General features: G+C 67.9%; 16 protein-coding genes. 6 read left to right on the top strand and 10 right to left on the bottom strand.

Annotated features, from left to right (window positions below):
- Nucleotides 1-72 precede the first annotated feature (72 nt).
- The 4 genes from RT123_RS14345 (at nt 73) to RT123_RS14330 (ending at nt 4,389) form a co-directional block, all read left to right on the top strand.
- Entirely contained in the window at nt 73-552 is a 480-nt protein-coding gene (locus RT123_RS14345) for a MerR family transcriptional regulator (RefSeq protein WP_295190428.1), read from the top strand.
- A gap of 41 nt (nt 553-593) precedes the next feature.
- Nucleotides 594-2,528 carry an FTR1 family protein gene (locus RT123_RS14340; RefSeq protein WP_295190424.1) on the top strand — a complete coding sequence of 645 codons (1,935 nt, stop codon included), beginning with the start codon at nt 594-596 and terminating at the stop codon, nt 2,526-2,528.
- Nucleotides 2,529-2,731: 203 nt separating this feature from the next.
- A complete protein-coding gene (locus RT123_RS14335) occupies nt 2,732-3,091 on the top strand; it encodes a helix-turn-helix domain-containing protein (RefSeq protein WP_295242503.1) in 360 nt (119 codons plus the stop codon).
- Nucleotides 3,088-4,389: a type II toxin-antitoxin system HipA family toxin gene (locus RT123_RS14330; protein ID WP_295242501.1), complete on the top strand. Its 1,302-nt coding sequence runs from the start codon at nt 3,088-3,090 to the stop codon at nt 4,387-4,389. The genes RT123_RS14335 and RT123_RS14330 overlap by 4 nt, the downstream gene beginning before the upstream one ends.
- Nucleotides 4,390-4,398: 9 nt before the next feature.
- On the opposite strand, the gene arsH is transcribed toward RT123_RS14330, so the two are convergent.
- The 9 genes from arsH to RT123_RS14285 are packed head-to-tail and all read right to left on the bottom strand — an operon-like array spanning nt 4,399 to nt 9,511.
- Nucleotides 4,399-5,151: an arsenical resistance protein ArsH gene (gene arsH / locus RT123_RS14325; RefSeq protein WP_161638698.1), complete on the bottom strand. Its 753-nt coding sequence runs from the start codon at nt 5,149-5,151 to the stop codon at nt 4,399-4,401.
- Nucleotides 5,151-5,567 carry a GNAT family N-acetyltransferase gene (locus RT123_RS14320; protein ID WP_205682972.1) on the bottom strand — a complete coding sequence of 139 codons (417 nt, stop codon included), beginning with the start codon at nt 5,565-5,567 and terminating at the stop codon, nt 5,151-5,153. Before RT123_RS14320 ends, arsH begins: the two co-directional genes overlap by 1 nt.
- Nucleotides 5,567-6,646, bottom strand: coding sequence for an ACR3 family arsenite efflux transporter (arsB, locus tag RT123_RS14315; protein ID WP_205682971.1), 1,080 nt, complete (start codon nt 6,644-6,646; stop codon nt 5,567-5,569). The genes RT123_RS14320 and arsB overlap by 1 nt, the downstream gene beginning before the upstream one ends.
- Nucleotides 6,643-7,068, bottom strand: a complete 426-nt coding sequence (arsC, locus tag RT123_RS14310; RefSeq protein ID WP_205682970.1) for an arsenate reductase (glutaredoxin) — start codon at nt 7,066-7,068, stop codon at nt 6,643-6,645. The genes arsB and arsC overlap by 4 nt, the downstream gene beginning before the upstream one ends.
- A 7-nt stretch (nt 7,069-7,075) precedes the next feature.
- The gene (locus tag RT123_RS14305; RefSeq protein WP_183204371.1) at nt 7,076-7,411 is read right to left on the bottom strand and encodes a helix-turn-helix transcriptional regulator; all 336 of its coding nucleotides are present in this window, start codon (nt 7,409-7,411) and stop codon (nt 7,076-7,078) included.
- A gap of 53 nt (nt 7,412-7,464) precedes the next feature.
- Nucleotides 7,465-8,433 (bottom strand): arsenic resistance protein, encoded by a 969-nt coding sequence (locus tag RT123_RS14300; RefSeq protein WP_205682969.1) that lies wholly within the window; start codon nt 8,431-8,433, stop codon nt 7,465-7,467.
- Between the two features lie 54 nt (nt 8,434-8,487).
- Entirely contained in the window at nt 8,488-8,772 is a 285-nt protein-coding gene (locus tag RT123_RS14295) for a hypothetical protein (protein WP_161638692.1), read from the bottom strand.
- The gene (locus RT123_RS14290; RefSeq protein ID WP_205682968.1) at nt 8,769-9,161 is read right to left on the bottom strand and encodes a hypothetical protein; all 393 of its coding nucleotides are present in this window, start codon (nt 9,159-9,161) and stop codon (nt 8,769-8,771) included. Before RT123_RS14290 ends, RT123_RS14295 begins: the two co-directional genes overlap by 4 nt.
- 2 nt (nt 9,162-9,163) lie before the next feature.
- Complete coding sequence (locus tag RT123_RS14285) at nt 9,164-9,511, bottom strand: hypothetical protein (RefSeq protein WP_161638691.1); 348 nt, start codon at nt 9,509-9,511, stop codon at nt 9,164-9,166.
- A gap of 95 nt (nt 9,512-9,606) precedes the next feature.
- Here RT123_RS14285 and RT123_RS14280 point away from each other — a divergent pair, with 95 nt between their 5' ends.
- The gene (locus RT123_RS14280) at nt 9,607-10,053 is read left to right on the top strand and encodes a MerR family transcriptional regulator (RefSeq protein ID WP_205682967.1); all 447 of its coding nucleotides are present in this window, start codon (nt 9,607-9,609) and stop codon (nt 10,051-10,053) included.
- A 106-nt stretch (nt 10,054-10,159) separates the two neighbouring features.
- Nucleotides 10,160-10,453, top strand: a complete 294-nt coding sequence (locus RT123_RS14275; protein ID WP_161638689.1) for a helix-turn-helix transcriptional regulator — start codon at nt 10,160-10,162, stop codon at nt 10,451-10,453.
- Here the strand turns inward: RT123_RS14275 and RT123_RS14270 are convergent.
- Nucleotides 10,407-11,522 (bottom strand): tyrosine-type recombinase/integrase (locus RT123_RS14270; protein ID WP_313009827.1); only part of this gene is annotated, 1,116 nt, incomplete at its 5' end. The genes RT123_RS14275 and RT123_RS14270 overlap by 47 nt on opposite strands.

The raw sequence follows: 11,522 nt of genomic DNA, 5'->3' as shown, positions 1-11,522 counted from the left end.
GAGGGCTCCGTGGTCTCGTACACCCTTGTGCATCCTCTAGCCGCTAGAGGATCAAGCGTCTATTTCCAGCCCATGTCCTCGTTCCCCGCCGCCCCTTCCCTTCGCCCCATCGGCAAGCTGGCCGCCGCCACCGGCGTGAAGGTCCCGACCATCCGCTTCTATGAGCAGATCGGTCTCTTGCCGGCGCCGCCGCGCACCGCCAGCGATCGCCGCCTATACGACGACGCCGCCGTGCGCCGGCTCTCCTTCATCCGTCATGCGCGCCAGCTCGGGTTCGACATCGACTCGATCCGGTCCCTGCTCGACCTGTCGGATCATCCCGACCGGGCTTGCGGCGAGGCCAATGCGATCGCCGAACGCCATCTGAGCGACGTCACAGAGAAGATCGCTCAACTTGAGGCGCTCAAGACGGAGCTGTCGCGCATGACGGCCGAATGCGCCGGCGGCCGGGTTTCCGCCTGCAAGGTCATCGAGGTGCTGCATGACCACGCGTTCTGCGGTGACGGGCATGACGCGGGCCGGCGCGCTTCACTTTCGAGCGCGACACCCTGACGCACCAGTGATAATGCGAGCCGTTCACAGTTAGGCTCGTCATGCGTCGTCTTCTTCAGTTGCTGTTCTTGACCCTGGTCCTTGGGGCTCCGGCTCCCGTCCAGGCCCAGGCGCCCGCCGCCTCGGAGGCCCAGGTCGCTTGGCGGTTGCTGGACTATGTGTCGGTCGACTACGCCGGCGCGGTGGCCAATGGCCAGATCGTCAACCCGGCCGAATACGGCGAGATGACCGAGTTCGCGGGCCAGATCCGCACCCGCATCGACGCCCTGCCCGCGACCGCCGGCAAGGCTGCGCTCGTGCGCGACGCCGCCGCCCTGGAGGCCCGCATCCGCGACAAGGCCGCGCCAAAGGCGGTCGCCGCCCAGGCCAAGACCCTGGCCGCGGCCTTGCTCGCCGCCTATCCGAGCCCGCTGGCGCCGTCCTTCCCGCCCGATCTCGCCCGGGGGCAGGCCCTCTATCAGGAGCAGTGCGCCGTCTGCCACGGCGTCACGGGCCGCGCCGACGGCGAAGGCGCTCAGGGGCTGGACCCCGCGCCCATCGCCTTCGCCGGCGTCGAGCGGGCCCGCCAGCGCAGCGTCTTCGGCCTCTATCAGGTGATCGACCAGGGCCTGGACGGCACGGCGATGGCCAGTTTCGCGCATCTGCCGGCCGAGGATCGCTGGGCCCTGGCCTTTTATGTCGGACGCTTCGCCTTCACCGAGGCCGAAGCCGCCGAAGGCCAGCGCCTGTGGGAGAGCGATCCGGCGATCCGGGCCGCCTTCCCCACCCTGGCGGCGGTCACCCAGACCACGCCCGCCGACCTGGCGTCGCGCATCGGCGAGACCAAGGCCCGCGCCGTCACCGCCTATCTGCGCCGGCATCCGGAGGCGGCGTCGCCGGCCTCGGGCGGCGCGCTCACGCTCGCCCGCACACGCCTGACCGAGAGCCTGACGGCCTATCGCGCGGGCGACCGCAAACAGGCCGCCGACCTGGCGCTATCGGCCTATCTCGACGGCTTCGAGCCCGTGGAGCCGGCGCTCGGCGCCCGCGACGGCGCCCTGCTGCGCCGGGTCGAAACCGCCATGACCGGGTTGCGGGCCGCCATTGGACGCGGTGCCCCGACCGGCGAGGTCGAGGCCCAGGTCGAACGCCTCAACGCCTTGCTCGACACCGCCGAACGGGCCCTCGCCCCCCAGAAGGCGGACAATGTCGCCAGCTTCGCCGGCGCCTTCACCATCCTCCTGCGCGAAGGGCTGGAGGCCCTGCTGATCGTGGTCGCCATGATCGCCTTCCTGCGCAAGGCGGAGCGCCCCGAGGCGCTGCGCTACGTGCATGGCGGCTGGATCGCAGCCCTGGCGGCGGGCGGCGCGACCTGGGCGGCGGCCACCTTCCTGATCGCGATCAGCGGCGCGAGCCGCGAGCTGACCGAGGGCTTCGGCTCGCTGCTGGCCGGCGCGGTGCTCGTCTCCGTCGGCATCTGGATGCACGGCAAATCGCACGCCGACGCCTGGCAGACCTATATCCGCGACAAGCTCTCCAGGGCCCTGTCGGGCCGATCCGCCTGGCTGCTGTTCCTGCTCGCCTTCGTGGTGGTCTACCGCGAGGTGTTCGAGACCATCCTGTTCTACGCCGCCATCTGGAGCCAGGGCGGTCACCTCGGCATGCTGGCCGGCGCCCTGTCGGCCGTCGCCGTGCTCGCGGTCGTGGCCTGGGCCCTGCTGACCTACAGCAAGCGCCTGCCGATCGGTCGGTTCTTCTCTCTCAGCTCGATCCTGATGGCGGTCCTGTCGGTCGTCCTGGTCGGCAAGGGCGTCGCCGCCCTGCAGGAAGCAGGCTGGATCGACGTCCATCCGGTCGCCTGGAGTCCCCGCATCGAAATCCTCGGCCTGTATCCGACCCTGGAGGGCGTCCTCGTTCAGCTGCTCACCGTGCTCGTTCTCGTGGTCGGGTTCCTCCGGGCGTCCAGGTCGGGCGCGAAGGCGGCGGCCGCCGGCTGACGCCGGCCTACGGTCGTAGGCTTGGGGGTCGCGAGAGCGGGCGCTTAATTGTAGCCTGCCGCAAGTCGCCACTTGTGACGACTTATGAGGGCTATTGCTGGATAATTCGCCACAAATGACGAGTTACACGCCGTAATCACAAGTCGCCATTATTGACGACTTAACTCTTTAAAGCCTATATAAGTCGCCGAAAGTGGCGAATTATGAAGATCACCAATCTCACGACCGATGACGTAGCCGTGGCCGAGTTCGGCCGTCGCATGGCCGATGCGCGCCTGACGCGCGGGATGACCCAGGCGCAATTCGCCCAGGCCGCCGGCGTCTCCAAGCGGACCATCGAACGGCTCGAGGACGGCGGCTCTGTCCAGGTGGCCAATCTGGTCCGCTGCCTGCGCGCCCTGGACAGGCTGGAGGGGCTCGAACGCCTTCTGCCCGAGACGCCGCCCAATCCGATCGACCTGCTGGAGCGCCACGGCAAGACCCGGCAGCGCGCCCGGCCGGACGCCGACGAGGGCCGCGACGCCGGCGCCGCCGCGCCCTGGACCTGGGGCGACGAACAATGACCACCGTCGCGGAAGTCCGCCTGTGGGGCCGCCGGATCGGAGCCGTCTCGCTGGAGGACGGCGCCGAGGTCGCCGCCTTCGCCTATGACCCGGCCTTCGCGGGCAGCGGCATCCAGGTAGCGCCGCTGACCATGCCCCTGGGGGCGCAGGTGTTCAGTTTTCCCGGGCTCAACCGGGAGAGTTTCCACGGCCTGCCCGGCCTGTTGGCGGACGCCCTCCCCGACAAATACGGCAACACCCTGATCGACGCCTGGCTGGCGACCCAGGGACGGACGCCGGAGAGTTTCAACGCCGTGGAGCGCCTCTGCTACACGGGCGCGCGCGGTATGGGCGCGCTGGAGTTCGCGCCCGCGGTCGGGCCCCGCCCCCGCAAGGCCGCCAGGATCCAGATCGACGCCCTCGTCGAACTGGCGTCCGAGGTCCTCAGCCACCGCAACGATCTGCAGGCGTCATTCGCCGACAGCAAGAAGGCCGACGCCCTGCGCGAGATCCTGCGCGTCGGCACCTCGGCCGGCGGCGCCCGGGCCAAGGCGGTGATCGCCTGGAACGCGGCCACCAACGAAGTCCGCTCGGGTCAGGTCGAGGCCGGCGACGGCTTCGACTACTGGCTGCTGAAGTTCGACGGGGTGAAGAACAACAAGGACCGGGAGCTGGCCGATCCCGAAGGCTATGGCGCGGTCGAATACGCCTACGCCCGGATGGCCGCGGCGGCGGGCGTCCAGGTGGCCGAATGCCGCCTGCTCGAGGAAGGCGGCCGGCGCCACTTCATGACCAAGCGGTTCGATCGCCTGCCGGGCGGCGGCAAGCTTCATCTGCAATCGTTGGCGGCCCTGGCCCACTACGACTTCTGCGATCCGAACGCCTACGCTTATGAGCAGGCCTTCCTGGTCATCCGCCAACTCGGCCTGCCGATGGCGGCGATCGAGGAACAGTACCGGCGCATGGTCTTCAACATCATCGCCCGCAACCAGGACGACCACGTCAAGAACATCGCCTTCCTGATGGACCGGTCCGGTGCCTGGTCGCTGTCGCCGGCCTATGACATCACCTGGAGCTACAACCCGACCGGCCTGTGGACGGCGCGCCACCAGATGGCGATGAACGGCAAGCGCGACGGCTTCACCCTCGACGACTTCGACGCCAGCGCCCGCACCGCCTCGATCAACACGCGCCGGGCCCGGGCGATCGTCCAGGAGGTCCGCGACGCGGTCGCCCGATGGCCGGAGTTCGCCGACGCCGCCAGCGTCGGAGAGGACTGGCGAAAATCAATCGACCCATCTCTCAGGACCACGCTCTAGCGTCGTCGCTCACTGTGCGGCGATGGCGACGGAGGAGAGGTCGGTCGCGGTGTCGACCCGAACCCCGGCCGCCTTGCGTTCGGAGTACCGGTCCACCAGCTGGGCGGCGTGCGGCCGGGTCAGGATGGTGAAGCGCACCAGCTCCTCCATCACGTCGACGATGCGCTCATAGTAGGCGGACGGCTTCATCCGCCCGGCGTCGTCGAACTCCTGGAAGGCCTTGGCCACGCTCGACTGGTTGGGGATGGTGATCATCCGCATCCAGCGGCCCAGAAGCCGCAGGGTGTTGACGGCGTTGAAGCTCTGCGACCCGCCCGAGACCTGCATGACGGCCAGGGTTCGCCCCTGCGTCGGCCGCATCCCGCCCAGGCTCAGAGGAAGATGGTCGATCTGGAGCTTCATCAGGCCCGAGACCTGGCCGTGCCGTTCGGGGCTGCACCAGACCATGCCTTCGGACCACAGGGCGTGCTCGCGCAGCTCGCGCACCGCCGGGTGGTCGTCGTCGCCGGGCGACCCGGGAAGCGGCAGGTCCGACGGATCGAAAATGCGGGTTTCGCATCCCATCCATTGCAGCAGGCGGGCCGCCTCCTCGACACAGAAGCGCGAATAGGACCGCTCGCGCAGCGATCCGTATAGGAGCAGAATCCGGGGCGGATGGTCGTGCGGCCCCAGACCGCGGGCCGGATCGGCCGAGAGACAGGCCTTGTCCAGGGCCGGCAGATGATCCGGATCGGGCAGCGGTCGGAGACGGGCGAAGGTCATCACAGGTCCTTGGTCAGATAGGCCGCCGAGGCCGGGCACAGCCCCGCGAACTCGCGGGTCCGCCGCATCGCCTCCGGCGCCGTCTGGCGGTTCGCCGTCCGGTAGCCGTTCCGGGCGAAGAAGGGTTCGGCCGTGGTGGTGAGCAGGTGCAGCCGTGCAGCGCCCATGTTACCGGCGACGATCTCGGCGGCGGCCAGCACCCGACTTCCCAGGCCGCAGGCCTTCCGGTCGGCGAGCACGACCAGCGAGCGGAGCAGCAGGTCGCGCCCCTCCCCTTCCAGCCCGACGTAGCCGACGACCGCGCCGGAGTGATCGGCGCTGAAGTAGCGGCCGGCGTCCGGCGCAGGCAGGCCTTCGGCCCGCAGCGCGGCGATGAGGCCGGCGTCGGTCGCTTCGATCAGATACAGGACCACCATCACGGGGCGTCCGCCGGCGGGACCGTGTCGGGGAACCAGCGCCGGCCCATCCAAAGGGCGACCGACACCAGCAGGATCAGCACCGGCACCTCCACCAGCGGACCGATGACGGCCGCGAAGGCGACCGGCGAGGCCAGGCCGAACGCCGCGATGGCGACCGCGATGGCCAGCTCGAAATTGTTGGAGGCCGCGGTGAAGGCCAAGGCCGTGGTGCGCGGGTAGTCCGCCTCGATCAGCTTGCCCATCAGGAAGCTGACGACGAACATGACGAGGAAGTAGATCGTCAGCGGAATGGCGATGCGCAGGGCGTCCAGCGGCAGGGCCACGACCTCTCCGCCCTTGAGGCTGAACATGGCCACGATGGTGAAGAGCAGCGCGATCAGGGTGATCGGCCCGATGCGCGGCAGGAAGCGGCGCTCGTACCAGTCGGCCCCCTTGCGGGCGATCAGGCTGCGACGGGTCAGGAATCCGGCCAGGAACGGAACGCCGAGGTAGACGAGCACGGCTCCGGCGATGGTCCAGACGCTGACGTCCACCACGCTGCCCTGCAGGCCGAACAACGGCGGCAGAACGGTGAGGAAGAGCCAGGCGTAGAGGCTGAAGAACAGGATCTGGAAGATCGAGTTGAAGGCTACGAGACCGGCCACATACTGGTTGTCGCCGCGCGCCAGCTGGTTCCAGACCAGCACCATGGCGATGCAGCGCGCCAGGCCGATCAGGATCACGCCGGTCATGTACTCCGGCTGATCGCGCAGGAAGATCACCGCCAGGGCGAACATCAACACCGGGCCGAGAACCCAGTTCTGAATCAGCGACAGGGCCAGCACCCGCTTGTCGGCGAACACGCGCGGCAGGGCCTCGTAGCGGACCTTGGCCAGCGGCGGGTACATCATCAGGATCAGGCCGATGGCGATCGGGATGTTGGTGGTCCCGACCGACAGGCTGTCGACCCAGGCGGGCAGGCCCGGCACCACGGTTCCGAGCAGGACGCCCAGCGCCATGGCGGCGAAGATCCATACCGTCAGCCAGCGGTCGAGGAACGACAGGCAGCGCGGCGGAGCGGCGGGCGCGTCGGTCATCTCGCCACCCGCTGGCCGTCCGCGTCGATTACGACCTCCCCGTCTTCCTTGGTGAAGGGCTTCAGGTTCTCGGCCGGCAGCAGGTCCAGCACGGCCTCCGACGGGCGGCACAGGCGGACCCCAAGGGGGCTGACCACGATCGGACGGTTGAGCAGGATCGGATGGGCCTCGATCGCATCGAGCAACTGGTCATCCGTCAGGGCGGGATTCTCGAGACCCAGTTCGGCGAAGGGCGTGCCCTTCTCCCGCAGCAGGTCGCGCAGCGGGGCGCCGGTCTGCTCCGCCAGCCAGGCGACCATGGCGCGCGACGGCGGGGTCTTGAGATACTCGACCACATGAGGCTCGATCCCGACGTGGCGGATCAGCTCTAAGGCGTTGCGAGACGTCCCGCAGGCGGGGTTGTGATAGATGACGACGTCCATGGCGTCCTCAGGGACAGCAAGGCGCGAGTTCTGCCAGAAGCGGCTCGCACAGGTCCGCCCTGCCCCCGCAGCAGTCCTTGAGCAGGAACAGGACCAAATCGCGAAGGCGGTCCAGATCGGCGCGGTAGATGATCGACCGGCTGCGACGCTCCGACTTGATCAACCCCGCCCGGGTCAGGACGCCGAGATGGGACGACAGGGTGTTCGCCGGAATGGCCAGATGGTTGGAGATGTCACCGGCCGGCAGACCATCGGGTTCATGGCGAACCAGCAGGCGAAACGCCTCCAGACGCGTTGATTGCGCCAAGGCGGCGAGAGCGAGAATCGAGGCTTCGGTTTCCATAATTCCGAATTAGTCGAACTATGGAAATATTCAAGACCCTCGCCCTACAGTGTTCAGGCCGTTCGACTTCCAAGCCTCGGCATGAGCCGGATGTAGAGGAGCTCGGCCACCAACTCGATCAGCGTCTGGGTGACGATAATGGCCGGGACCAAGGGGATTGCGCCGGGCACGACCAGGGCCAGCGGCAAAACCACGAGCGAGTTGCGGGTTCCGGCGCTGAAGGCGACGGCGCGACCCGCCTCGGGCGTCAGACGCGCGAACCCTGAGACGGCCCATCCGACAAGCGGCGCCAAGACGGCGAAGGCGATATAGACCGGCACGACGCTCAGGGTTCTGTCGAGTGTTTGCCCGAGTTGCGGCACGACCGCGGCGACCACGATGAACAACACCAGCGCCGTCGCGGGCACGGGCGCCAAGCCAAGCGCTGACGAGACCCGATCCCCGGTCGCGCTGCGCACGGCCCATGCCTGGACAAGCGCCGCCAGAACGAAGGGGATGGCAACTAACCAGACGAAGGCGTGGATGAATGGACCCGGCTGGACATAGGCCGCCGCCTCGGCGCCGAGGAACAGGCGCAGATAGATCGGCAAGAGCGCCATTTGTGCGATCAGCAGCACAGGCGTCGACGCCAGCAACAATCGGGCGTCCGCCCGGCCCAGGTGAGCGAATGTCACGACATAGTCGATGCACGGACAGAGCAGCACCATCAGCACGCCCAACCGGATCAGAGGATCGGCCGGCAGGAACTGGACCAAGCCGAGGACCAGCAAGGGCACGGCGACGAAGTTGACAGCCAGCAAGGCGCCCATGAATCGCAGTTCGCGAAGCGCCCGGCCAAGCGCGGCGACCGGCACCTGCAGGAAGGTGACGAACAGCATCAAGGCCAGCGCCGGATTGATCGCCCCCTCAAGGATTTCTGTACTTGGGACCAGAAGCCCGACGGCCACCGCGACGATCACGGCGGCGAAGTAGATCCAGACCTGCCGCGTTTCCAGGGCGTCGCGAAGTTCAGAGGTGTTCATCCGAGGTCCAGACCTTGCGGCGCTCCAACCACTGCCGCCACCCGGCCAGACCTGTCAGGCCTTTTCCTTGCAGCCGCAAGCGCCGTCCACGCTGCAGGACGGCGCCGGGCGCTTCGGCCGCATCATCACAAGAGCGGCGCCGAGGACGATCAGTATCAGCGCGCCGCAGGCGATCGCGTCCCAGCTCTGACTCAGGGCCGCGCCTGCGGCAACGAGCGTAGCGCCGCCCGCCAGGAGCATCACGATCGGCACGGCGCAGCAGACCGCACAGGCGCCGGCCAGGCCGAGCACCACCCAAAGCGGCCTGCCCTTCTTCCGCGGCGTCTGTTCAGAGGTCATCGGATCATCGCCATAAGAGCGGGTTCGATCCGCGGCCAGATCAGGGCTAGGGCGAGCATCAACGTCGAGCCGATCATCATGATGACGGTCGAGCGCGCCAGCGGACGACCGCGGCGGAACGTCCGCCATCCGAGCCAAGCCCAGGCGGCGAGGACGATCACCAGGGCAAGACCGGTGATCCACATATGGGCTCCCGCGAACCAGGCCAGGACGGCGCCGGACGCGCCCAGGGCCAACACCGGGAAGGCCAGTGGCACGACGCAGCAGGCGGCGCAGCCAAGCACGGCACCCGTGGTCGCGACGACGGAGCCGACGCCGACCGCCTTCTGGTTCGCATCGCCCTTGGCGGGCTCGACGTTCAACGGCGCGCCGGGAGTAAGAGACGTCATGATCAACAGCATCCACAGGTTTGGGCCCGGGTCGACGGACCCGAGGCGATAAAGTCTTCGAACAGGGTGTCGGCGGCGAGACGGGCGTCTTCCGGCGCCGTGACGACGAGACGGACCGAGCTTGGGCGCTCCTCGATCTCGAAGTCGAGGAAAGCGCAGCAGGCGGTTTCCTGACGGACCAGTTCTTCCACATCCGCGAGGGCGCCGGCCTCATAGTCGATACGCAGCGTCAGGTCGTCCCGATGATGACCCTGAAGGCTGCGCTGGTTGAGATCCGCGATCCACCGCATCCGGGCCTGATAGTCGCCGGCCCCCAGAGTGCAGGCGATTGGGACGTCCTTCGGCAACATGTCTCACTCTCCTGAACGGCGCGATCCGCCGTTCCGTGGACGCGTTGTAGGACTTCAAGTAACTTTAGCTTCAAGCCCTTTTTCCGGATGACGACATGGACCACGCGCTTTCCATCGGAGCCCTCGCCAGGCGCAGTGGGACCACCCCTCCGACGATCCGCTACTATGAGGAGATCGGCCTGGTGCGCCGGGCCGCCCGACGCGACGGCGGCCACCGCACCTATGGCGACGCCGACCTCAAGCGACTGACTTTCATCCGCCGCTGCCGCGAGCTCGGGTTTCCGATCGACCAGGTCCGCAGTCTGGTCGATCTGCTGGAGAACGGCGACCGCTCCTGCCTCGACGCCCGCGATCTGGCGCGTCGGAACCTGGAGGACGTCCAGACCAAGCTTTCCGAACTGAAGGCGCTGGAAGCCGATCTGGCCAAGCTCGTGACCGACTGCGACGCGGCCTGCGCCGGCGGGCCTGGCCCTGACTGCGTCATCCTTGAGGACCTCACACAGACCCGCGCCAGCTCGTGCTGCGGATCGAAGGCGGCGTGATCGCGAGAGAGTCGATCCCGACCGTAAGCGACCGGGCGTAAGCCTGCGGCTTCATCTATCGCCTGCTTTCGCGTCGATTCTCCTGAGGACAGAGACGGAGTTCGACATGGGCCAGACCACCCCGCCCCTGCGGCGCACGATCAAGAAGCCTGAACTGCATCAGATGGTGCCGCTCGCCGACAGCACCATCTGGGAGATGGAGCGCCGGGGCGAGTTTCCGAAGCGGTTCCTCCTGACGCCCCGCTGCGTGGTCTGGGACCTAGCCGAGGTCGAGGCCTGGCTCGAGCGGCGCCGCAACCAGCCGATCCGCCGCGCCCCGCCGCCCGACGTCCGCCGACGCGTCAGCCGACCCGTCAGAACTTCGGATCGAAGCGAGGTCCCTCTCCCTCCGGCACACTGAGCACCGGCGTGAACGTCCGCCCGGCCTCCCAGGCCTCGACCGCGTCCGACCACTGCTGCGCCATATGCCGTCGCTGCATCTCGAACTCCGCCTTGTTGTAGACGCCGCGTGACGACCGCTCCTCGTGAGCCAGGCCCTTCTCGATCCAGTCCGAGTTGAACCCCATCTCATGCAACAGGGTCGAAGCCGTGCGGCGCAGGTCATGAACCGTGAAAGGCTCCAACGGCAGTCCTCGCTTCTTCGCCAGCTCGGCGATAGCGGAGGTCACGCGATTGAAGGTCGCCCGCGACATCGGCGCGTCCGCGTCGTAGCGCGACGGAAGGATGTATTTGGAGTTCCCCGCGCAGGTCTTCAGGGCGATCAGGATGTCGAGCATCTGGGTCGACAGATAGACGTTGTGGGGCCGGGACCGTTTCATCCGCGCCGCGGGGATCGACCAGACGGCGTTCTCGAAATCCACTTCTGGCCAGACGCCATCCTGCAGTTCGCTCTTTCGCACCATGCTGAGGAGGATGAACTTCAGCCCGAGCCGGATGGTCGGCAGGGTCGCCACCTCTCCGAGAACCCCCAGCATGATCCGGATCTCGCTCGGCGACAGGCTGCGGTCGCGCGGCCGGAAGGTCGCGATCGACGCCGGCCCCACGCCGTCCGCCGGATTGTCGATCTTCTCCCCGTGCAGGATGGCCCAGGCGTAGATCTGTTTGACGATGTCGCGCACATGGATCGCCGTCGCCGGCGCGCCACGGTCCACGATGGTCTTGCAGTGCGCCCGGATGTCGTCGGGAGTGATCTCGCTGAGCAAACGGTTGCGCCACTGCGGCAGCACCTCGCGATTGAAGATCGACCGGCGCATGTTCCGCGTGCTGTCCGCCATCGGTGCGGTGTCCATCCAACGCTGGGCGACATACTCGAAGCTGCGCGCCTCTTTCAGACGACGCTTGGCGCGCTGCTTCTCCAAGGCGGGCGACACGCCCTCCGCGATGGTCCGCTTGATCTCGAACAGACGTTCCCGCGCCTGCGACAGGCTCAGACCGCCCCGCCCGTAGCGCCCAAGGGTGAGCGTCTCTCG

This window comes from Brevundimonas vesicularis, assembly GCF_032067225.1.
In the GTDB taxonomy this organism is placed as follows: Bacteria; Pseudomonadota; Alphaproteobacteria; order Caulobacterales; family Caulobacteraceae; genus Brevundimonas; species Brevundimonas vesicularis_F.
Note: the sequence above shows the minus strand (reverse complement) of the source record. Positions and strands in the feature narration are given on the sequence as shown.

What these genes read in the sequence shown, in the direction of transcription:
- RT123_RS14345 (WP_295190428.1), top strand. Translation starts at nt 73, where the DNA reads ATGTCCTCGTTCCCCGCCGCCCCTTCCCTTCGCCCCATCGGCAAGCTG.
- RT123_RS14340 (WP_295190424.1), top strand. Translation starts at nt 594, where the DNA reads ATGCGTCGTCTTCTTCAGTTGCTGTTCTTGACCCTGGTCCTTGGGGCT.
- RT123_RS14335 (WP_295242503.1), top strand. Translation starts at nt 2,732, where the DNA reads ATGAAGATCACCAATCTCACGACCGATGACGTAGCCGTGGCCGAGTTC.
- RT123_RS14330 (WP_295242501.1), top strand. Translation starts at nt 3,088, where the DNA reads ATGACCACCGTCGCGGAAGTCCGCCTGTGGGGCCGCCGGATCGGAGCC.
- arsH (WP_161638698.1), bottom strand. Translation starts at nt 5,151, where the DNA reads ATGACCTTCGCCCGTCTCCGACCGCTGCCCGATCCGGATCATCTGCCG.
- RT123_RS14320 (WP_205682972.1), bottom strand. Translation starts at nt 5,567, where the DNA reads ATGGTGGTCCTGTATCTGATCGAAGCGACCGACGCCGGCCTCATCGCC.
- arsB (WP_205682971.1), bottom strand. Translation starts at nt 6,646, where the DNA reads ATGACCGACGCGCCCGCCGCTCCGCCGCGCTGCCTGTCGTTCCTCGAC.
- arsC (WP_205682970.1), bottom strand. Translation starts at nt 7,068, where the DNA reads ATGGACGTCGTCATCTATCACAACCCCGCCTGCGGGACGTCTCGCAAC.
- RT123_RS14305 (WP_183204371.1), bottom strand. Translation starts at nt 7,411, where the DNA reads ATGGAAACCGAAGCCTCGATTCTCGCTCTCGCCGCCTTGGCGCAATCA.
- RT123_RS14300 (WP_205682969.1), bottom strand. Translation starts at nt 8,433, where the DNA reads ATGAACACCTCTGAACTTCGCGACGCCCTGGAAACGCGGCAGGTCTGG.
- RT123_RS14295 (WP_161638692.1), bottom strand. Translation starts at nt 8,772, where the DNA reads ATGACCTCTGAACAGACGCCGCGGAAGAAGGGCAGGCCGCTTTGGGTG.
- RT123_RS14290 (WP_205682968.1), bottom strand. Translation starts at nt 9,161, where the DNA reads ATGACGTCTCTTACTCCCGGCGCGCCGTTGAACGTCGAGCCCGCCAAG.
- RT123_RS14285 (WP_161638691.1), bottom strand. Translation starts at nt 9,511, where the DNA reads ATGTTGCCGAAGGACGTCCCAATCGCCTGCACTCTGGGGGCCGGCGAC.
- RT123_RS14280 (WP_205682967.1), top strand. Translation starts at nt 9,607, where the DNA reads ATGGACCACGCGCTTTCCATCGGAGCCCTCGCCAGGCGCAGTGGGACC.
- RT123_RS14275 (WP_161638689.1), top strand. Translation starts at nt 10,160, where the DNA reads ATGGGCCAGACCACCCCGCCCCTGCGGCGCACGATCAAGAAGCCTGAA.